This is a genomic window from Clostridium aceticum (genome assembly GCF_001042715.1).
Taxonomy (GTDB): Bacteria; Bacillota; Clostridia; order Peptostreptococcales; family Natronincolaceae; genus Andreesenella; species Andreesenella acetica.
Window position 1 is genome coordinate 610,958 of the sequence record NZ_CP009687.1, and the last position, 21,339, is coordinate 632,296.

Genomic DNA, 21,339 nt, shown 5'->3' on the forward strand with positions numbered 1-21,339 from the left:
AAGAGAATAAAGGGTGATTACAGAAAATGTATTCTACAAAAATACTTTTTATTGAAAAAATATTGTAAAGAATCTTGCAAAGGATATTAAGATTTTATATAATAGTTCTAATTATTATTTATTAAGGTGGATTAATAAATATTCAATTATAAAGCATAAAATTAGGAAAAGGAGATGGGAGTCTAATGGGTGTACAAAAGTTTAAAAGAGTGCTAGTGGCGAACCGTGGTGAAATAGCTATTAGAATTTTTAGGGCCTGCCATGAATTAGGGATTCGGACAGTAGCCATTTATTCTAGTGAAGATCAATGTGCCTTATTTAGAACGAAGGCAGACGAGTCTTATTTGATAGGAAAAAACAAAGGGCCAGTAGAAGCCTACCTAAATATTGAAGAAATCATTAAAGTTGCACTGAAAAAAGGTGTAGATGCCATCCATCCAGGCTATGGGTTTTTGTCAGAAAATGCTGAATTCTCAAGAAAATGCAAAGAAGCAGGCATCGTTTTTATCGGTCCTTCCCACGAAATGATTGAACAGTTGGGCGATAAAATACAATCAAAAATAGTAGCTAAAAGAGCACAAGTGCCAACCATTCCAGGGGTAGAAAAACCTATTGCTTCTGATGAAGAGGCAAAGGAATTTGCTGCTTACTGTGGTTATCCAGTGATGATTAAAGCAGCGGCTGGCGGCGGCGGTAGAGGAATGAGAATCGTTACAAAGGAAGAAGACTTGCTGGATGCTTTCTACAGTGCCAAGAGCGAAGCCAAAAAGGCCTTTGGTAATGATGATATTTTTATTGAAAAATATTTGGAAAAACCAAAGCATATTGAAGTACAGGTATTAGGAGACGAGCATGGTAATATGGTGCATCTTTTTGAGAGAGATTGTTCTATTCAAAGAAGACATCAAAAGCTGGTTGAATTTACACCTGCACTCACCTTATCTCCTGAACAAAGAGAGGCTATTTGTAATGATGCCTTAAAGATTGCAAAAGAAGTGAACTATAAAAGTGCTGGTACAGTAGAGTTTCTTGTAGATGTACATGGAAATCACTATTTTATTGAAATGAACCCTAGAATTCAAGTAGAGCATACTGTTACAGAAATGGTAACAGGTATCGACATTGTGCAAAGTCAGATATTGATTGCTCAAGGGTATGCACTAGATTCACCAGAGCTAGGAATCGGTACACAGGAAATGATCAACCCAAGGGGATATTCTATACAATGTAGAGTAACCTGCGAAGATCCTGCAAACCAATTTGCTCCAGATACAGGAAGAATTGATGTTTATAGAACTGGTTCTGGCTTTGGTGTTCGTCTAGACGGTGGCAATGGTTATACAGGAGCAGAGATTAGCCCTTATTATGATAGCTTACTGGTGAAGGTAACTTCTTGGTCAAGAACCTTCGAAGATGCTGTAAGAAAGTCTATTCGTTCCATCAGAGAGCTAAAGGTAGCTGGGGTAAAGACCAACTCTGACTTTTTAATCAATGTACTAAATCATGAAGCCTTTTTAAAGGGAGAGTGTGATACTGGTTTTATCGCTAACAATCCTAAACTACTAGACATTAAGCCAAAAAGCGATAAAGAGTTAAAGGTACTAAGATATATTGGAGAAAAAGTGGTTAATGAAACAAAAGGTGTTCATAGGGATTTTGATGTGCCAATAGTGCCTAAAATAGAAAAGCCCCAAGATTTAAGAGGGACAAAACAGATCCTAGATGAGCAGGGACCAGAGGGATTAGTAAAATGGATTAAAGAACAGCAAAAACTACTATTAACTGATACCACCATGAGAGATGCTCATCAGTCCTTAATGGCAACAAGAGTAAGAACAAGGGATATGTTGAAGATAGGAAAAGCCACTTCCGTATTGGCGAAGGATTTATTTTCCTTAGAAATGTGGGGAGGAGCTACCTATGATGTAGCTTATAGATTCTTGCACGAGTCTCCTTGGATTCGTCTAGAGGAACTTCGTAAGAGGATTCCTAACATCCTATTCCAGATGCTTTTAAGAGGAAGCAATGGTGTAGGTTATAAGAACTACCCAGATAACGTCATTAGAGAATTCATTAAAGAATCTGCTGCTACAGGGATCGATGTCTTTAGAATCTTTGACTCCTTAAACTGGTTAAAGGGAATGGAAGTAGCCATCGATGAGGTTTTAAAAACTGGTAAGATAGCAGAGGCCTGTGTATGTTATACAGGAGATATATTGGATACAACAAAAGACAAATATACTCTTCAATATTATGTAAATATGGCAAAAGAGTTAGAAAAAATGGGGGCACATATTTTAGCGATTAAAGATATGTCTGCTTTATTAAAGCCCTATGCTGCTAGAAAACTGATTAAGGCATTAAAAGAAGAAATTTCTATTCCGATTCACCTTCATACTCATGATACCAGTGGTAATGGTATCGCTACTGTATTGATGGCGGCAGAAGCTGGGGTGGATATCATAGACACAGCTATTAATAGTATGTCAGGACTTACCAGTCAGCCACCACTTAACTCTGTAGTGGCAGCGTTAGAGAATACGGATAGACACACTGGGATGGAGGTAGATGACTTAGAGAAGATTTCTCAATACTGGAGTGCAGTAAGACCAGTATATGGTCAATTTGAGTCTGACCTAAAGTCTGGAACAGCTGAAATTTATAAGTACGAGATTCCTGGTGGACAGTATTCTAATCTAAAACCGCAGGTAGAGAGCTTTGGTTTGGGTCATCGATTTGACCAAGTGAAGGAAATGTACAAAACTGTTAATGATATGGTAGGAGATATTGTAAAAGTAACACCTTCTTCAAAAATGGTGGGGGACTTAGCAATTTTTATGGTACAAAATGAATTAACCCCTGAAAATATTTATGAAAAGGCAAAAGATATGCCTTTCCCTGATTCCACGGTAGCTTATTTTAAAGGAATGATGGGGCAACCGGCGGGAGGTTTTCCTGAAGAATTACAAAAGTTAGTCTTGAAGGGTGAAGAACCTATTACCTGTAGACCAGGAGAACTATTACCACCAGAAGATTTTGATGCTATTGAAGGGTATCTGAAGGAAAATTACAATATGAAACCCAATATGAAAAATCTATTGAGTTTTGCCTTATATCCTAAGGTTTATGAGGATTATCTAAAGTATATTTCTGAATATGGGGACTTAAGTAGGATGGGCAGTGATGTGTTTTTCCATGGTTTAGCAGAGGGAGAAACCAGTGAAATAGAAATTGCAGAAGGAAAGGTACTAATTGTAAAACTTCAAGAAATTGGTAAATTAGACAATACAGGTCAGCGTTCTGTAGTCTTTGAGGTAAATGGTAATCGTCGAGAAATAAAAGTATTCGATAAAGCCAGTGGAATGACCAATAAGCAGCAACTTGTTCAAATGGCAGACCCTAATAACAAGTTAGAGATTGGTGCTAGTATTCCAGGAACAGTTCTAAAAGTACTAGTAAAAGCAGGAGAAGAAGTTAAGGAAAAGCAAAGTATTATTTTAGTAGAGGCTATGAAGATGGAAACCAATATTGTTGCTCCTGTAGCAGGTATTGTAGATACTGTTTTTGTGGAGGAGCTACAACAAGTTAAATCTGGAGAATTATTGATACGTTTAAGAGAAGCATAAGCCATAAAAAAATTGCCTTTTTAGGCAATTTTTTTATGGAAAAACTAAGCTGAAAAAAATATTGTTAAATGATGCATACTGTCGACACCCCTTACCTTACTTCGACAGAAGAAATAAGATATAGTAGAAAAAGTATAAATAAAGGAAGAAATTAGTGATATGGGGTGGAAAAATAGGTGGTTTATAATTTATTGAAGAAAACTTATAATACAATGGAATTTAAGATAAAGGGTGTTTTGATTTTAATTGCACTAATACCATTATTGATTTACTTAATCTTTAATAGTATATTTACTTCTAAGACCTTTTTAACCATAGAAAAAAACCAAACAAAAGAAAATTTAAGTCGGGCAGAAAGAATACTTCAGTTTAAAGGAGAAGGTCTGGCTATGCTGTTGAGGCCCTATGCATCTTGTGAAACTGCCTATAAAAAAATGGCAGAGAGGGATACAAACTGGTTCCGCCAAAATTATGGGTATAGGTTATATGAAAAATACGAGATAGACTTTGCTATTGTACTGGATGAAGATGGACAAATCTTCCACCAATATGCTTTTTTTGAGGGAGGACATCCTCATTTATTGCAAAATAAAGGAGAAAATTTCAGTACAATTTCACGAAACAAAGAGGAAGAAATTCTTCACGGTTTGTTTAAGTATGGAAAAGATTTATATATTATAGCAGCAGCACCACTAAAGCCAGCAAATATGAACGCCACAGGAACTATACTCTTTGGTAGAAAGGTAACCCCTAAATTATTAAGGTATATTGAGGAGAATTATGGCTATAAAATGTTGATTTTCTTTACAAATACTGTGATTACTCCATATGAGATGCTAGGAGGAGTCCAAGAGAATCTTCAAGGTTTTATAGATACCGTAGATGTGAAGGAAGTGGAAATAGTAGAAGAGCAAATGATGTCCAAGACAGTGCTTAAAGATTTGTTTGGGATACCTATAGGAGAGTTGGTTTTAGTTGAATCTTGGGATTTTTATTTATCCACATTATCATTAATGCATAAAAATGCCTTTAGAGCACTACTTATATCTACTACTATTATTATTGTATTATTATTTATTTGGCTAAATAAACTTATTATACAACCACTAAAAAAAGTTACAAATAGTATTCAGGCTATGGGAACTTCTCAATCGTTACACTACATAGAAGTTGAGGGATCTGATGAAATCATGGATTTAGCAAGAACCTTTAATATTATGGTAAAAAATATACAGGATGAGAAGAAGTTGAATGAAGATCTAAGAGAAAAACTAGAATATGACCACCTAAAGAGTGAATTCTTGGCAAATGTATCCCACGAATTAAGGACTCCGTTAAATGTAATATTAAGTAGTCTACAGCTTTGGGAACTAGAAATGAAGCACAATCAACAGCAGATAAGAAACAATAAACACTTAAAAATGATGAAACAAAATTGTTATAGGTTGCTAAGATTAGCTAACAATTTAATAGATATGACAAAAATTGACGCAGGTTTTTTTGAACTAAGAAGAAATAATCATAATATTGTTTCCGTGGTAGAAGATATTACTATGTCGGTATCAAAGTATATAGAAAGTCATCAAATAGACCTAATATTCGATACAGAGATAGAAGAAAAATTTATTTTTTGTGATCCTGATAAAATAGAAAGAGTTATTTTAAATCTTTTGTCTAATGCAGTAAAATGTACAAAGCCTGGTGGGAAAATAGAAGTAGTCCTACAAGATCAAAAAGATAAGGTTTTGATTTCAGTTAAAGATACAGGAAGAGGCATACAAGAGGAAAAACAAAAAGTGATTTTCGAACGCTTTAGACAGGTAGAGGACCTTCTTAGAAGACAGCATGAAGGTAGTGGATTGGGCTTAACCCTAACAAAGTCTTTGGTGGAGATGCATGGAGGGGGTATTAGCTTAAAAAGCAAACTTGGAGAAGGTACTACATTTACCATAGAGCTTCCCGTCATGGCAGGAGAAGATATAGAGGATGAGGAGCCAATCTTATTCACCAAGGAAGATGGACTAGGTCCAAGTCAACTGGAGAGAATTGGCATTGAATTTTCGGATATTTATTATAGTTAAATAATATACCACTTTTTGCCTCCTCCTATGGTGAATAGACAGAGAGGTGTTTCTTTTTTGTATTGTTAATACTTTCTGATAGAGGTTATAATAAGATAGTATAGGCGTTAACTTAACAGGATTATTTCCAAATAGAGTAATATTTAGAGGAAAATTTGTGTAGTTAAAGGGCATGATTAGGAAAATTTTTTTGCAAAAAAGATATTTTATTGACAGGAATTTAAGTAATTTGTAGAGAAATAAACAATAATATATAATAACAGTATCATGGCGTTAACCTAAACCATAATTTGTCATCCTTCGCTATGCTCAGTAAAGACAGTTCGACAGAATTTTGAAAATAATTGTATTAAATTAACGCTTATGATAGGTAGTATATAATCGCAGCGATATATAAAGGAGTGAGACAGTAATGAAGTTTAATATAAAGGATGTAGCTCGAAAAGCAGGTGTATCTATTTCTACTGTATCAAGAGTTGTAAATAATAGCAAAGCAGTACGTCCTAAAACCCGAGACAAAGTGATGCAGGCGATAGAAGAACTAGGGTATAAACCCAATGCTATTGCTAGAAGTCTCAAGGTAAAAAACACGAAAACAATCGGCATTATGATACCAGATATTTCTAATCAGTTTTTTCCAGAAGTTGTGAGAGGTGTAGAAGATGTTGCTAATATGTATGAATATAACATTTTCTTATGCAATACAGATTTGGATCAGGAAAAGGAAGTGCAATATTTTGATGTTTTAGAGGAAAAGCAGGTAGATGGTATTATTTTCATGGGAAATATTATCGCAGAGGATTTGGGGAAAAGATTTAAAACCAGCGAAATTCCAACTGTACTAATAGGTACTGATTATGAGGATCTTCCTTCTATTACCATTGATAATATACAGGCTGGCAAGGATGTCGTTAAGTATTTACTAAAAAAAGGACATGAAAAAATTGCCATGATTACTGGGAAAGCTTATGATTCAGGAAATGGGATGGCTAGAAAACAAGGATATGCGGAAGCATTAGAACAAGCTGGATTAAAATATAATGAGGCCTTTGTAGTAGAAGGAGGATATCGTTTCAAAAGCGGCTATGAAGGAGCAAAAAAGTTATTGAAATTAAAAGACAGACCAACAGCTATTTTTGTAGGCAGCGATGAAATGGCCATAGGAGCTATGCGGGCTGCTCTTGAAGAAGATATAGCGATTCCAGAGGAATTGGCAATTGTAGGCTTTGATAATATCGACATGGCAGGGAAAGTGTATCCCTCTTTGTCCACGATAGCACAACCTATGTACGAGATGGGAGCTATAGGCATGAGGGTATTGACCAAGATATTACACGATGAAGTATTGGATAATAAAAAAGTAGTGTTAAACCATAGTTTTGTTGAGAGAGAAAGTAGCTAAAATTTTTGAGAAAATAAATAAAAAAATAATCAAAAATGTAGAATAAAAAAAGGTTAATTATGTTGACAATAATAATTAAATTAGATAGTATTAAAATGGTAAGTAAATTAGTATGTTTTAAACATCCAATAAACGATTATGGATGTTTTTTTTAGCATAATAGCTGCTAATTTTAGACACTTTACTTAATATTTATCCTTAAAACTGAATAACATAATAACATCATGGTATAAATGATAATATATGCTAAAATTAAATACTGAGGAGGACCACTAATGAGTTCAGAAATAATCAAAAGAGAAGATAATAAAGTAACATTAAAGGTAGTTGTAGGTGCAGAAAAATTCGAAGAAGCAGTTAATAAAGCCTATAATAAAACCAGATCAAGATTTAATATTCCAGGTTTTAGAAAAGGAAAGGCTCCAAGAAAAATTATTGAATTAAACTACGGCGTAGAGGTTTTTTACGAAGAAGCTATCAACATTACTTTTCCTGAGGCGTATGATGCTGCTATAGAAGACCATAAACTTCATCCAGTAGATCGTCCATCGATAGATGATATTGAAGAAATTGAAAAGGGTAAAGATGTAGTACTTACAGTAAGTATCGAAGTTATGCCAGAAGTGGTGGTAGAAAATTATAAAGGTATAGAAGTAGAGAAAAAAGAGTATAATGTACAGGAAGAGGATGTTGAGAAGGAAATAAGTGCTTTGGTTGAAAAAAATGCTAGAATGGTTACAGTAGAAGATCGACCTGTTAAAGAAGGCGATATGGTAATCATTGATTATAAAGGCATGATGGATGGTGTAGCTTTTGAAGGAGGAACCGCAGAAAAGCAAAGTCTTACTATTGGTTCAGGACAATTTATTCAAGGCTTCGAAGAACAACTTATAGGTGCTAACATAGGTGATGAAGTAGAGGTAAAGGTTACTTTTCCTGAGGAATACCACAGTAAAGAATTAGCAGGCAAAGATGCAATATTTGAAGTAAAAGTTCATGAAATTAAAGAACAAGAGCTTCCTCAGTTGGATGATGAGTTTGCTAAAGATGCATCTGAGTTCGATACATTAGAAGAATTAAAAGCTGACACCAAGAAAAAATTAGAAGAGCAAGCGAAGAACAGAACGGAGCAGGAACTAAGAAATAATGTAGTAGAAGCTGTTGTTGGTAAAGTAGAAGTTAGTCTGCCAAATGCAGTTGTAATAAGACAAGTTGCTGCGATGTTAAGGGATTTCGAATATTCTTTAAGCTACCAAGGACTAGACTTAGAGTACTACTATAATATTACAGGAACAACAGAAGAAGATTTAAGAAATCAAATGAAGGACGATGCAGAAAAAAGAGTAAAAACACAAGTAGTACTGGATAAGATCAGTCAGATAGAAGCTATTGAAGCTACAGAAGAAGAAGTAAATCAAGAGATCGAGAAGATGGCAGAACAATATAAACAAGAAGTTGATAAGGTAAAAGAACGATTAAGAGAAGAAGATATGGCAAGCATCAAAGACAATATCGTAGTAAGAAAAACTATCGACTTCTTAGTAGAGAATGCTAAAATAGCATAAAGATAAATGTTGGGAGGAGATAGCCTATGGCATTAGTACCAGTTGTGGTTGAACAAACGAATCGGGGAGAAAGGTCTTATGACATTTATTCAAGACTTTTAAAGGATAGAATTATCCTGCTAAACGATGAAGTAAATGATGTAACCGCAGGATTAATTGTGGCACAATTAATCTTTTTAGAAGCTGAAGATCCAGATAAAGATATTCAGCTGTATATCAATAGTCCAGGAGGGTCTATTACAGCTGGAATGGCGATATATGATACAATGAATTATATCAAACCAGATGTCTCTACTATTTGTATTGGTATGGCCGCTAGCATGGGAGCCTTTTTATTAACTGCAGGAAAACAAGGTAAAAGATATGCACTTCCTAATGCAGAAATTATGATTCATCAACCATTAGGAGGAACTCGCGGTCAGGCAGAAGATATCCGTATTCATGCTGAGAGAATTCTCAAAACAAGAGATACTATAAATGATATATTAGCAGAAAGAACAGGACAGCCATTAGATCGTATTAAGAAGGATACTGACAGAGACTTCTTTATGTCTGCTCAAGAGGCGAAGGAGTATGGTATTATTGACGAAGTAATTACCGCAAGAAAATAGTTGCGGATTAAGCGAGGTGTAAAGATGTCTAGATTTGAGGATAAAAAGCAATTAAAATGCTCCTTTTGTGGTAAGTCTCAGGATCAAGTAAGGAGGTTGATTGCTGGTCCTAATGTATATATTTGTGATGAGTGTATAGAGTTATGTCAAGAGATTATTCAAGAAGAATTTGATGAGAACCTTGATGTTGACTTAGTAGATCTACCTAAGCCGCAGGAAATTAAGTCTATATTAGATCAATATGTTATAGGGCAGGAAAAGGCTAAAAAGGCTCTGGCGGTAGCTGTATATAATCATTACAAAAGAGTGAATATGGATGTTAAAAGTGAAGATGTTGAACTGCAGAAAAGTAATATTGTTATGTTGGGGCCTACAGGTTCTGGTAAGACGTTATTGGCTCAAACCTTGGCAAAGCTTTTAAACGTTCCCTTTGCTATCGCAGATGCAACTTCTTTAACAGAAGCAGGATATGTAGGAGAAGATGTAGAAAACATTTTATTGAAACTAATCCAGTCAGCTGATTATGATATAGAAAAAGCAGAAAAGGGTATTATTTATATCGATGAAGTAGATAAAATAGCTAAGAAATCAGAAAATCCTTCCATTACTCGGGATGTAAGTGGAGAAGGTGTACAACAAGCACTATTGAAAATCTTAGAGGGAACAGTAGCAAGCGTTCCACCTCAAGGGGGCAGGAAGCACCCTCATCAAGAGTTTATACAAATAGATACAACCAATATTTTGTTTATTTGTGGTGGGGCATTTGATGGCATAGATAAAATCATCCAGAAACGTACTGGAAAGAATTCTATGGGATTTGGCGCAGAAATTGCAAGTAAACAAAAAGTAGATATAGGTGCTTTGTTACAACAGATTCAACCTGAGGATTTACTAAAGTATGGTTTGATTCCTGAATTTGTAGGTAGATTACCAGTAGTAGTTACCTTGGATCAATTGGATGAAGCTGCTTTAATTCAAATTCTAACAGAACCTAAAAATGCCTTAGTAAGACAGTATAAGCGACTATTTGAAATCGAAGATGTTAATTTAGATTTCGAAACAGACGCTTTAGAGTTCATTGCTAAGCGAGCTATTGAAAGAAAAACAGGAGCTAGAGGACTTAGAGGTATTGTAGAAGGCCTTTTGATGGATATTATGTATGATGTCCCCTCTAGGGATGATATTGATAAAATTACCATTACAAAGGACACAGTAATGAAGGGTGAAGAACCAACGATTACATTAAAAAGTCCTAATGCAACAAAAAGCAAAAAGAAACCTAAAGAATCAGCATCCTAATAAAAAAACCCTAAGTTATGATCATAACTTAGGGTTTTTTATGGTTCTGAGGAACTGTCTTGGCGCCATATTTAGAAGGAATAAAAGACGATTCCCAGTATACCTGACAATAAAATGACCCCTATGGGATGCAGCTTGAATTTGTATAAAATTATAAAAACGATACAAGCAATAATGAAACTGCGCAAATCAATAATAGAAGTTTGAAAGAGAGCTACGCAGGCGGCAGCAATCAAACCGATGACAGCAGGACGGATGCCACCAAAAACTCCTTCAACAAAGGGAGAATCTTTATACTGGATGATTAGGCGAGCCAAAGTAGTGACAAGAATGAAGGATACTAAAACAACGCCTAGGGTAGCAAGGACAGCTCCTACTACGCCGTATAGTCTAAAACCTATAAAGGTAGCACTATTAATAGCAATGGGACCAGGGGACATTTCGGAGATGGCAATAATATCTACAAACTCTGTTGGTGTAAGCCATCCATGGATGTTTACTATTTCCTCTTCAATAAGAGGCAACATAGCATAGCCTCCACCAAAGCTAAAGGCACCAATTTTTAAAAAAGTGATAAATAATCTAATGAGTCCCACGTTTCCCCTCCTTTTTTTTATGCAACAATCCTGCAACAGCACAAGATATGATAACAAGAATAGGATGGACTTTAAGCAACACAATACTAACAAAAGACAATACCATAATCACCATGTTGAAATCAGTTTTGGAAATGGGTTTAGATAACTTTAATGCTGCCATAAGGATTAAGGCTACAATGGCAGGACGAACACCATGGAAAAATAATTGTATCGTATTTATATGCTTAATTTTATCGTAAAAAATAGCTAATACCATAATCACTAGTAAAGAAGGCAAAACCGTGCCAATTAAGGTAAAGACTGCTCCTAAAATTCCTTTTACCTTATAACCTACGAAAACTGCTGTGTTGACAGCAATAGGTCCTGGCAAACTTTGAGCAACTGCAATAATGTCTAAAAACTCATTTTCTCTAATAAGATCATGGTTTTCAACCATTTCTTTTTGCATGATAGGAAGCATGGCATAGCCCCCACCGAAGGTAAAGGCACCAACACGAAAAAAGATCGAAAACAATTTTAAGTAGTCCTTCATAGAATATACACCTCCATATGAAAATTTAAGGAAAGTCCTTTTCTTTTATTTAATTATCGTTAACGTTAACTTGAGCCATAATTTGTCATACTGAGTGGAACAAAGCGGCGTCGAAGGATCTTAGTGCTAGTAAAATGACATTATTCTTAGTATAACATAAATTACAAATTTCATTGAAATAAATTACCTATTGTTGCTTATAATGACAGTTTTTCATACAGGATAATTCGTTTTTCAATGTACATACTAAAACTAGAAGTAAAAGAAAGGAGGTCATATTTTGCCTAATATCTTTTTTTTAGTGCAGTTCTTTTTTGCTATTGTGATTGGACTTTACTTTTTAGGTCTTTTGAAGAGCCAGCAAGGCAATAAATCTGCCATAGAAAAGGAATCAAAAAAGGAAATGGAAAAACTTAAGGAACTAAGGGAAAGTGCACTAACTGTACCCTTAGCAGAACATACAAGACCCTCGACTTTTGATGATATTATTGGTCAAGAAGATGGTTTGAAGGCGTTAAAGGCAGCTTTATGCAGTCCGAATCCTCAACATGTTATTATTTATGGCCCTCCAGGAGTAGGAAAAACTGCAGCTGCTAGAGTAATCTTGGAAGAGGCAAAAAAAAGTGAGCTATCACCTTTTAATCAAAAATCTAAATTTATAGAGATGGATGCCACTACTTTACGGTTCGATGACAGGGGAATTGCAGATCCTCTAATGGGATCAGTACATGATCCCATTTATCAGGGAGCAGGACCCTTAGGACAAGCTGGTATTCCACAGCCAAAACCGGGAGCTGTTACAAAGGCTCATGGGGGGATTTTATTCTTAGATGAGATTGGAGAATTGCATTCAGTGCAGATGAATAAGCTTTTAAAGGTTTTAGAGGATAGAAAAGTTTATTTGGAGAGTGCTTATTATCATGCGGAGGATGAAAATGTTCCTAAACATATTCATGACATTTTTCAAAAAGGGTTACCAGCAGATTTTAGACTAGTAGGAGCTACAACAAAGGCTCCAGGAGATTTACCACCAGCATTAAGGTCTCGCTGTGTAGAAATATATTTTTGCCCCTTAACACCAGAGCAAATAGGGGCCATTGTGAAAAATGCATGTAAAAAAAGTAATTTTGAAATGGAAGAAAGAGCTGTTGAAGAAGTAAAGAAGTATGCTACTAATGGTAGAGAAGCTGTTAATATTATACAGATTACAGGAGGCTTAGCCTTAACAGAGGGAAGAAAAAAAATAACCCTTCAAGATGTCCAGTGGGTGGTAGAAAGTGGTCACTATAGCCCAAGACCATCGAAAAAAATAGGTAAGGAACCTACAGTTGGTTTTGTCAATGGATTAGCGGTATATGGACCTAATATGGGTATGATCATAGAAATTGAGGTATCTGCCATTAAGTTGCCTACAAAAGGTCAAGGACGATTGATTGTTACAGGGATTATTGATCGTGAGGAAACGAATGCACCTGGAAGAAGTTTACACAGAAGAAGTACCGCCTCTGACTCTGTAGACAACGTATTAACTGTAATTAAAAAGTTTTTTAAAGTAGATCCTAAAGATTATGATATTCATGTAAACTTTCCAGGTGGGGTTCCTATAGATGGTCCTTCAGCAGGGATAACTATAGTAACAGCTATATATTCTGCTATTACTAATCAGCCCGTAGATAACAGCTTAGCTATGACAGGAGAAATATCTATACGAGGTGCTATTAAACCAGTAGGAGGAATCACAGCAAAAATAGAAGCGGCAAAAGAGGCAGGATGTACTCGAGTACTTATCCCCAAGGATAATTATCAAGAACGTTTTAAAGAATTAAGTATAGAAGTAATTCCTGTAGACAATATAGAGGAAGTTATTGCACTGGCTATGGAAGTTAAAGATTATAAAGAGAAAAAATCCTCTCCAGTTGAAACAATAGATTTTGCTGCCGCCTTGGGGAACAAAGATAAAAAGTAGTCATAGACTACTTTTTTCACGCTTTATTTGATATAATAGTGGAAATTAGGGTAAAATATTGAAAAAAGTAGTATGAAACGATATAATAATAATCAACTGTGCGATTATAATAAAAGGAGTAGATAATATGGTAGAAAAAGAAACTTCTATTTCAACTCGTACAATTCCTTTGATTCCTTTGAGGGGATTAAACGTCTTTCCATATATGGTTATACACTTTGATGTAGGTAGAGAACGTTCTATTAATGCATTAGAGGAAGCCATGGTAAATGATCAACTGGTTTTTTTAGTTGCTCAAAAGGAGGCTGAAGTGAATGCCCCTACACTGGAAGATCTTTATGAAGTAGGTACGATTGCTAAAATTAAACAAATGTTAAAGTTACCTGGGGATACCATAAGAGTATTGGTGGAGGGGATTTCCAGAGGTAAAATTACCCATGTAGTACAGGAGACACCGTATTTTCAAGTGGAAATAGAGGAAAAAACCTATAAAACAGAAATGGAAGTAGACAGTGAAACAGAGGCTTTAATGCGTAGTGTGGTGGACTCCTTTGAGGAATACGTAGAAGTAAGTAATAAAATTTCATCAGAAATTTTGATCACTATAGCAGAGATAGAGATGCCTGGAAGATTAGCGGATACAATCGCTTCAAATGTTTTTATTAAGCCAGGACAAAAACAGGAAATCCTAGAGGCTTTTGATCCAGTTGTGAGGTTAGAAATCTTATATAAGATTTTGCTAGAAGAAATTGAAATTTTAGAAATAGAGAAAAAGATTAATAATCGTGTAAAAAAACAAATCAACAAAGTTCAAAAAGAGTATTATTTGAGGGAACAGTTAAAGGCGATACAGAAGGAACTAGGAGAAGATGAGGGTATTGTAGAGGAAGTGGCTGAGTACAAGGAAAAGCTTAATAAATTGAAATTTCCTAAAGATATCCATGAAAAAATTGATAGAGAAATTGATAGGTTGTTAAAGTTATCTCCTGCTTCAGCAGAAACAGGAGTGATTCGTAATTACATAGATTGGGCTTTAAACCTACCTTGGACGAAGGAGACCAAAGATAAGCTGGAGTTAAAAAAATCAGCGGAAATTTTAGATGAAGATCATTATGGCTTGAAGAAGGTTAAAGAAAGAATACTAGAATACTTAGCTATACGGCAACTGGCAAAGTCCATGAAAGGACCAATTTTATGTCTAGTAGGACCTCCTGGTGTAGGTAAGACATCTATCGCTAAGTCTATTGCTCGATCTCTCAATAGAAAATTTGTTCGAATGTCTTTGGGTGGTGTAAGAGACGAAGCAGAAATAAGAGGACATAGAAGAACTTATGTAGGTGCTATTCCTGGGAGAATTATTTCTTCTATTCGTCAAGCAGGGACAAAAAATCCATTATTTTTATTAGATGAAATTGATAAATTGGCCAGTGATTTTAGAGGAGATCCTGCATCAGCACTTTTAGAAGTACTGGACCCAGAACAAAACCATGATTTTACAGATCATTTTATGGAAATGCCCTTTAATCTTTCTAAGGTTATGTTTATAACAACCGCTAACACATTGGATACCATACCAAGGCCTCTATTAGACCGTATGGAAGTGATTCGAATAGCGGGATATACAGAGGAAGAAAAGCTAAACATCGTTTCTAAGTATTTGCTGCCTAAACAGATTAAAGAACATGGTTTAAAGCCAGAAATGTTAAAGGTATCAGAAAAAGCTTTAAGAGATATTATCAACTACTACACTAGAGAAGCAGGAGTAAGAAACTTAGAAAGACAGATAGCTAATTTATGTCGAAAAGTGGCAAAAAGAGTAGTAGAAGAGAAATTAAAGATGATTCGGATTTCTCCTGCTAATTTAGCAAAATATCTAGGTAAACCAATTTATCGTTACGAAATGGCAAATCAAAAAGATGAAGTGGGTGTGGTAAGAGGTTTAGCTTGGACGATGGTAGGCGGAGATACATTATCTATTGAAGTAACCCCCATGAAGGGCAATGGTAAATTAGTGCTGACAGGTCAGTTGGGCGATGTAATGAAGGAGTCTGCTAGGGCAGGTATTAGTTACATTCGTTCAAGAGAAGAAGCATTAAAGATCGATCCGGAATTTCATACTAACCTAGATATTCATATTCATATTCCAGAAGGAGCCACGCCAAAAGACGGTCCTTCTGCTGGTATTACCATGGCTACTGCGGTTATTTCTGCTTTGACGAATATCCCAGTTTATAAAGATGTTGCTATGACAGGAGAAATCACTTTGAGGGGAAGAGTCTTACCAGTAGGGGGAATTAAAGAAAAGGTATTGGCTGCCAATAGAGCAGGGATAAAAAAGGTATTACTCCCTATAGAAAACAAAAGAGATTTAGAAGAAATACCAGAAAATGTAAAAAAGAAAATGGAATTTGTCTTTGTAGATCATATGGATGAGGTACTGGAGCATGCCTTGAAAAGGAGCGTAAAAGATGAAGATTAAAACTTCAGACTTTGTTACTAGTGCAGTGGCGCCTAGCCAATATCCAGAAGATATGTTGCCAGAAGTTGCATTGGTAGGCAGGTCCAATGTCGGAAAGTCTTCTACGATTAATACGATGCTGGGGAGAAAAAAACTAGCCAGAATAAGTGCCACACCAGGAAAAACAAGGACCATCAACTTTTTCATCATCAACAAGGAATTTTACTTAGTAGATTTGCCAGGGTATGGTTATGCAAAAGTGTCAAAAACAGAAAAAGCATCTTGGGGAAAGACTATGGAAACTTACTTGGCAAGTAGAAAAAATCTTCAAGAAGTAATTTTATTAGTGGATATAAGACACGAACCTACCAATGATGATAAGATGATGTATGATTGGTTGAAGCATTTTGGCTATGGCAGTAGGGTGATTGCTACGAAACTTGATAAAATCACAAGATCTCAGCTGCAAAAAAATCTTAAAATCATTCGGCAAAAACTAGAGATGACCAAAGAGGACAGAATTTTACCAGTATCTTCTCTAAAGAAGCAAGGCGTAGAGGAAGTCTGGAACAGCATTGAGGAATTGTTTATTGAAAGACAGTTGCCTATTACAATAGAAGAAGCTCCAAAGTAATAAATTACTTTGGAGCTTCTGACTCTTTTTTGATTATAAATTAGTAGTAGCTACTACTCTTCTAGTTCAAACATATCTTTGCCAACACCACAGATAGGACAAACCCAATCATCTGGAATATCTTCAAAAGCTGTTCCAGCAGCAACACCTGAATCTGGATCTCCTACCTCAGGATCATAAACATAACCACATGGTGTACATACATATTTTTTCATACTTGTATATCTCCTTTCTTAATGTTTTTCAAAATAATATATTTTATGTATTCACAATAGCATTATACCCGTTTGAAAAAATATTAAACAAAAAATAAATATAAAAATAATCTTTAATATTTCCTTTGGGAGAGCGTTGACATCTTAGGAATTTTTATATATAATCATTTTAAAATACAATACTTCAAAGTAAATAATTGCATAATTTAAGTGAATAGAGATAAATGCTGGGAAAGAGCACAGTAAAAGGGTGATGTTTTATAGAGAGTAGGATATTGGTGGAAGTCCTATAGGCTAGCCTTTTGAACCCCCTCTGGAGCCTATGATGATAAAGTCATTACGGTAGTAATCACGTTAAGATTACAGCAAGTGAGCTAATTTAGTTAATTAGGGTGGTACCGCGGGTAAACTCTCGTCCCTTTTAGGGGATGAGGGTTTTTTTATTTGCTCATAATACTTTTGAAGGAGTGATAAAATGATGACATTCGTTGAACAATGCAAAACATTAAAAAAAGCAGCCCAGGTTTTAGGGAGTACAGATACAAAGGCAAAAAATGAAGCATTAAGACAGGTGGCCATTAGCTTAAACCAATACGAAGACTATATTTTGCAGGAAAATGCTAAGGATATTGAAAATGCAAAACAAAATCATATGAAGGAAAGTCTTATTGATCGCTTGAGGTTAACTAAAGATAGAATACAAGGAATGATAGACAGTATTTATACCATCATCGATTTAAAGGACCCAGTATGGAGAAGTAATGATGTATGGACATTGGAAAATGGTTTAACCATCAGTAAGATGACGGTACCTATAGGGGTGATTGGCATTATCTATGAATCAAGACCTAATGTGACAGTAGATGCTTTTTCCCTAACCCTAAAAAGCGGAAACTGTATTTTGTTGAGGGGCAGCTCTACTTCTATCAATTCTAACAGAGCACTAGTATATGCTATCAAAGAAGGATTGAAAAATAGTGCTATATCTCAAGAGGTGATTGGTTTTGTAGATGATACAGACCGAGGCATTGTAAAAGAAATGTTAACCTTAAATGAATACATTGATTTAATTATTCCTAGAGGTGGTAAGGATTTAATTGATTTTGTAGTAAAAAATGCTACTGTACCTACCATCGAGACGGGTGTAGGAAACTGCCATATTTTTGTGGATGAAGATAGTGATTTAGAAAAAGCCATAGATATTATAGAAAATGCCAAGGTTCAGCGTCCAGGCGTTTGTAATGCTTGTGAAACTGTACTAATACATGAAAAAATTGCTGAAGTGTTGTTACCTAAACTATATGACCGTATAGGAAGCAAGGTAGAAATTCGTGGCTGTGCAGCAGTGAAAAAACTGATAGATGTCAAGGCCGCCACCGATGAAGATTGGGCAGAGGAATATTTAGATTATATTTTGGCAGTAAAGCTGGTAAAAAGTATTGACGACGCTATTGAGCATATCAATCAATATGGCAGCAAGCACTCAGAGGCAATTTTGACAGAAAACTTCACTCATGCTAATACTTTCTTAAGACAAGTGGATGCAGCAGCAGTTTATGTTAATGCTTCCACTAGGTTTACAGACGGAGGAGAGTTTGGTTTTGGTGGAGAAATGGGTATTAGTACACAAAAAATGCATGCCAGAGGGCCTATGGGTTTAAATGAACTGGTGACAGTAAAATATACTATTGTGGGCAATGGACAAATTAGAGAATAGAGGGGTAGAGATGATCAAGGAGCTTATCAATAATAGCAAAAAAATTGTTATTAAAATCGGCAGTAATACATTGGCAAATCAAGATGGTACAATATGCAAGACTTTCTTGCAGGATTTAAGTAAACAAATTAGTCACTTAAAGGACCAGGGAAAACAAGTGGTTATTGTATCTTCGGGAGCAAGAATTGCTGGGGTGGCAACCTTAGCCAAATGGATGCGTAAAGAAGACATTCATTACAAACAAGCCTTATGTGCCATTGGTCAGGTAGAGTTGATGGATGCCTATCGAAGAGTTTTTGAGGAGGAACACATCCATATTGGCCAGATGCTTTTAACAAGAGATGATTTTTCAGATCCACACAGGACCTTAAATATAAGGAATACACTTTTTACACTAGTAGATGAAGGTGTTATTCCTATCATCAATGAGAACGATACTGTAAGTGTAGAAGAAATAAAAATAGGAGACAATGATACATTAGCGGCTTTGACGACAAACCTTTGGAATGCAGATCTTCTAATCCTTTTTAGTGATATTGATGGTATTTATAATAAGAATCCCAAAACCTATAAAGATGCTGAATTTATAGAAGAAGTTAACAATATTGATGTCCTGTTAAAAACCATTGAAATAGGTACGGTAAATGATTTTGGCACGGGAGGGATTGCAACAAAAATAGAAGCTGCTAAGAAGGTAAATAATTATGGTATACCCATGATTCTAGCTAATGGTAAGAAAGAAAATATTTTATTAAAGCTACTAGATGGCAGCGAAAAAGGAACCGTGTTTTTAGCGAATAATTAAGTAAATATCTGTAAAATTCACTTTCATTAGCGTTAACCTAAACTATAACTTGTCATCCTGAGGGGAGCAAAGCGAGTCGAAGGATCTTAAAATTAGCAAGAAGACAGTTTGACAGAGTTTTGGAAATAATTGTATTAAGTTAACGCTTATAAATTCATTTTTAATATATTAAGGTCTACGTTTTTTAGCCAGAGGCAAACCGTAGACCTTAAATATTAAAATTTATAGACGATACTCCGTCAATTCTTCGCAATAACTACATTTGTATTGAATCTTACCATTAGGTACGAGAGTAAATTCTGGCTCTGCGTAATCATCTATGCAAGTAATACAGCGTGGGTTTTTGCATTTAAATAAACCAGAAACTTTTTGAGGGATTTCAATAGCTTTTTTCTCTATTGTTCTATCGTTCTCAATGATATTAATCGTGATATTAGGATCAATTAAACCCAGTATCGTTAAGTCAATATCAATGTAGTCTTGTACTTTAATAATATCTTTTTTACCTAATTTTTTACTGGGGACCTTCATTAGTAAAACCACTGGTGTATCTATTTTATCTAAACAAAGCTTTTCAAAGATTTTTAAACCTTTACCAGAGCTTATATGATCGATCACAATACCTTTTTGAATACTGTTTACCTTTAACACGATTCAACCACCCCCAAAAGTAGTGCCATTAAGGCCATTCTTGCGTATACCCCTAGCTTTGCTTGTTCAAAATACTTTCCTCTAGGGTCATCATCTACATCATAGCTGATTTCATTTACCCGTGGCAGTGGGTGAAGTACCAACAGCTCCTCTTTGGCGGGTACTAGTTTTTCTTTATTTAAAATGTAACTATCTTTTAACTTTATATAATCTTCTTCATTAAAAAATCTTTCTTTTTGAATTCTTGTCATGTAAAGAATATCGATTTCCTTCATGTAAGTTTCAAGACAATGGGTTTCAATAATTTCAACATCATGGTTTTGAAGAATTTCACTTTTGAGATGATAAGGAATCTTCAATTCAGGAGGAGAAATTAATACAAAACTTATATTAGGATATCTACTTAAGGTTTTTAAAAGAGAATGAACAGTACGACCAAATAATAGATCACCACAAAAAGCTACTTTTAGGTTCTTAATCTCACCTTTGTAATACTGAATGGTAATCAGGTCTGTTAAAGTTTGGGTAGGATGCTGATGTCCACCATCACCGCCATTGATAATAGGCACAGTAGCATATTGAGAAGCTAACTTAGGTGCGCCTTCTCTAGGATGGCGCATTACTAGAATATCCGCATAATCGTCTAAAACACGGATCGTATCTGCGATACTTTCACCTTTTTGTACAGAACTGGTGGCGGCATCAGAGAAACCTAAAATATTTCCTCCCATTCTCAGCATAGCAGATTCAAAACTTAAACGAGTACGTGTACTGGACTCATAAAACAAAGTACCTAGTATTTTTCCTTTGCATATTTCTGCATACTGAGCTGGATGATGATAAATATTTAATCCTAAATCAATAATTCGCTGAATCTCCTCCAGTGTTAAATCATTAGGGTCAATCAAGTGTCTGCCTTGTAAACTCATTTATATGCCTCCCTGTTTTAAATTTGGGAGTTTTCACTCCCTTTTTAGTCTCCCCGGACTAAATTAAAGGTATAACATAAATAAAACCCTTGCAGTCAGACTGAAGGGTATAGTAAACAAAGCAACCACCTTTAAAGCTTGGCAACTTTCCTTTTCAGTCTCACAGGACAGATTTAAAGGTCTTATTTATTTTCTTAAATATATCATTAAGAAAATTAAAAGTCAAGGTTTATAGATTTGACATAATAG

16 protein-coding genes and 1 other annotated feature are annotated in these 21,339 nt (G+C 35.3%); of the genes, 11 read left to right on the top strand and 5 right to left on the bottom strand.

Features of this window, described 5'->3' with window-relative positions:
• Positions 1 to 185: 185 nt before the first annotated feature.
• The 6 genes from CACET_RS02765 to clpX all read left to right on the top strand — a co-directional run bounded on the left by CACET_RS02765 (position 186) and on the right by clpX (position 10,584).
• The gene (locus CACET_RS02765) at positions 186 to 3,626 is read left to right on the top strand and encodes a pyruvate carboxylase (protein ID WP_044823076.1); all 3,441 of its coding nucleotides are present in this window, start codon (positions 186 to 188) and stop codon (positions 3,624 to 3,626) included.
• A gap of 176 nt (positions 3,627 to 3,802) precedes the next feature.
• A complete protein-coding gene (locus CACET_RS19750) occupies positions 3,803 to 5,707 on the top strand; it encodes a sensor histidine kinase (protein ID WP_082058073.1) in 1,905 nt (634 codons plus the stop codon).
• Positions 5,708 to 6,119: 412 nt separating this feature from the next.
• Entirely contained in the window at positions 6,120 to 7,109 is a 990-nt protein-coding gene (locus CACET_RS02775; RefSeq protein WP_044823075.1) for a LacI family DNA-binding transcriptional regulator, read from the top strand.
• Positions 7,110 to 7,384: 275 nt separating this feature from the next.
• The gene (tig, locus tag CACET_RS02780) at positions 7,385 to 8,674 is read left to right on the top strand and encodes a trigger factor (protein ID WP_044823074.1); all 1,290 of its coding nucleotides are present in this window, start codon (positions 7,385 to 7,387) and stop codon (positions 8,672 to 8,674) included.
• A 26-nt stretch (positions 8,675 to 8,700) separates the two neighbouring features.
• A complete protein-coding gene (gene clpP, locus CACET_RS02785; RefSeq protein WP_044823073.1) occupies positions 8,701 to 9,285 on the top strand; it encodes an ATP-dependent Clp endopeptidase proteolytic subunit ClpP in 585 nt (194 codons plus the stop codon).
• A gap of 24 nt (positions 9,286 to 9,309) precedes the next feature.
• A complete protein-coding gene (clpX, locus tag CACET_RS02790) occupies positions 9,310 to 10,584 on the top strand; it encodes an ATP-dependent Clp protease ATP-binding subunit ClpX (RefSeq protein ID WP_044823072.1) in 1,275 nt (424 codons plus the stop codon).
• A 71-nt stretch (positions 10,585 to 10,655) separates the two neighbouring features.
• Here clpX and CACET_RS02795 read toward each other — a convergent pair whose 3' ends face one another.
• Complete coding sequence (locus CACET_RS02795) at positions 10,656 to 11,180, bottom strand: chromate transporter (protein WP_044823071.1); 525 nt, start codon at positions 11,178 to 11,180, stop codon at positions 10,656 to 10,658.
• Positions 11,167 to 11,715 carry a chromate transporter gene (locus CACET_RS02800; protein ID WP_044823070.1) on the bottom strand — a complete coding sequence of 183 codons (549 nt, stop codon included), beginning with the start codon at positions 11,713 to 11,715 and terminating at the stop codon, positions 11,167 to 11,169. The genes CACET_RS02795 and CACET_RS02800 overlap by 14 nt, the downstream gene beginning before the upstream one ends.
• Positions 11,716 to 11,995: 280 nt before the next feature.
• Between CACET_RS02800 and lonB the strand changes: the two genes are divergently transcribed.
• The 3 genes from lonB to yihA all read left to right on the top strand — a co-directional run bounded on the left by lonB (position 11,996) and on the right by yihA (position 16,773).
• On the top strand, positions 11,996 to 13,681 hold the full coding sequence (gene lonB, locus CACET_RS02805; protein ID WP_044823069.1) for an ATP-dependent protease LonB: 1,686 nt from the start codon (positions 11,996 to 11,998) through the stop codon (positions 13,679 to 13,681).
• A 127-nt stretch (positions 13,682 to 13,808) separates the two neighbouring features.
• On the top strand, positions 13,809 to 16,160 hold the full coding sequence (gene lon / locus CACET_RS02810) for an endopeptidase La (RefSeq protein ID WP_044823068.1): 2,352 nt from the start codon (positions 13,809 to 13,811) through the stop codon (positions 16,158 to 16,160).
• On the top strand, positions 16,150 to 16,773 hold the full coding sequence (gene yihA, locus CACET_RS02815; RefSeq protein ID WP_044823067.1) for a ribosome biogenesis GTP-binding protein YihA/YsxC: 624 nt from the start codon (positions 16,150 to 16,152) through the stop codon (positions 16,771 to 16,773). The genes lon and yihA overlap by 11 nt, the downstream gene beginning before the upstream one ends.
• Before the next feature lie 53 nt (positions 16,774 to 16,826).
• On the opposite strand, the gene rd is transcribed toward yihA, so the two are convergent.
• Positions 16,827 to 16,988, bottom strand: a complete 162-nt coding sequence (rd, locus tag CACET_RS19755) for a rubredoxin (protein ID WP_082058072.1) — start codon at positions 16,986 to 16,988, stop codon at positions 16,827 to 16,829.
• Positions 16,989 to 17,208: 220 nt separating this feature from the next.
• Positions 17,209 to 17,411: a binding site (T-box leader), on the top strand.
• Between the two features lie 52 nt (positions 17,412 to 17,463).
• Here rd and CACET_RS02820 point away from each other — a divergent pair.
• Positions 17,464 to 18,705, top strand: coding sequence for a glutamate-5-semialdehyde dehydrogenase (locus CACET_RS02820; protein WP_044823066.1), 1,242 nt, complete (start codon positions 17,464 to 17,466; stop codon positions 18,703 to 18,705).
• On the top strand, positions 18,686 to 19,510 hold the full coding sequence (gene proB, locus CACET_RS02825) for a glutamate 5-kinase (RefSeq protein ID WP_341411619.1): 825 nt from the start codon (positions 18,686 to 18,688) through the stop codon (positions 19,508 to 19,510). Before CACET_RS02820 ends, proB begins: the two co-directional genes overlap by 20 nt.
• A gap of 222 nt (positions 19,511 to 19,732) precedes the next feature.
• Here the strand turns inward: proB and CACET_RS02830 are convergent, their stop codons facing one another.
• Both CACET_RS02830 and pyrB read right to left on the bottom strand, forming a co-directional pair.
• Positions 19,733 to 20,161 (bottom strand): aspartate carbamoyltransferase regulatory subunit, encoded by a 429-nt coding sequence (locus CACET_RS02830; protein ID WP_044823065.1) that lies wholly within the window; start codon positions 20,159 to 20,161, stop codon positions 19,733 to 19,735.
• Complete coding sequence (gene pyrB, locus CACET_RS02835; RefSeq protein WP_044823064.1) at positions 20,155 to 21,090, bottom strand: aspartate carbamoyltransferase; 936 nt, start codon at positions 21,088 to 21,090, stop codon at positions 20,155 to 20,157. Before pyrB ends, CACET_RS02830 begins: the two co-directional genes overlap by 7 nt.
• Between the last annotated feature and the right edge of the window lie 249 nt (positions 21,091 to 21,339).

Excerpts from the sequence above, each read along its gene's own strand:
- CACET_RS02820 (WP_044823066.1), top strand. The coding sequence starts at position 17,464 with ATGATGACATTCGTTGAACAATGCAAAACATTAAAAAAAGCAGCCCAG.
- tig (WP_044823074.1), top strand. The coding sequence starts at position 7,385 with ATGAGTTCAGAAATAATCAAAAGAGAAGATAATAAAGTAACATTAAAG.
- rd (WP_082058072.1), bottom strand. The coding sequence starts at position 16,988 with ATGAAAAAATATGTATGTACACCATGTGGTTATGTTTATGATCCTGAG.
- proB (WP_341411619.1), top strand. The coding sequence starts at position 18,686 with ATGGACAAATTAGAGAATAGAGGGGTAGAGATGATCAAGGAGCTTATC.
- pyrB (WP_044823064.1), bottom strand. The coding sequence starts at position 21,090 with ATGAGTTTACAAGGCAGACACTTGATTGACCCTAATGATTTAACACTG.
- clpX (WP_044823072.1), top strand. The coding sequence starts at position 9,310 with ATGTCTAGATTTGAGGATAAAAAGCAATTAAAATGCTCCTTTTGTGGT.
- CACET_RS02775 (WP_044823075.1), top strand. The coding sequence starts at position 6,120 with ATGAAGTTTAATATAAAGGATGTAGCTCGAAAAGCAGGTGTATCTATT.
- CACET_RS02800 (WP_044823070.1), bottom strand. The coding sequence starts at position 11,715 with ATGAAGGACTACTTAAAATTGTTTTCGATCTTTTTTCGTGTTGGTGCC.
- yihA (WP_044823067.1), top strand. The coding sequence starts at position 16,150 with ATGAAGATTAAAACTTCAGACTTTGTTACTAGTGCAGTGGCGCCTAGC.
- CACET_RS02765 (WP_044823076.1), top strand. The coding sequence starts at position 186 with ATGGGTGTACAAAAGTTTAAAAGAGTGCTAGTGGCGAACCGTGGTGAA.
- lon (WP_044823068.1), top strand. The coding sequence starts at position 13,809 with ATGGTAGAAAAAGAAACTTCTATTTCAACTCGTACAATTCCTTTGATT.
- clpP (WP_044823073.1), top strand. The coding sequence starts at position 8,701 with ATGGCATTAGTACCAGTTGTGGTTGAACAAACGAATCGGGGAGAAAGG.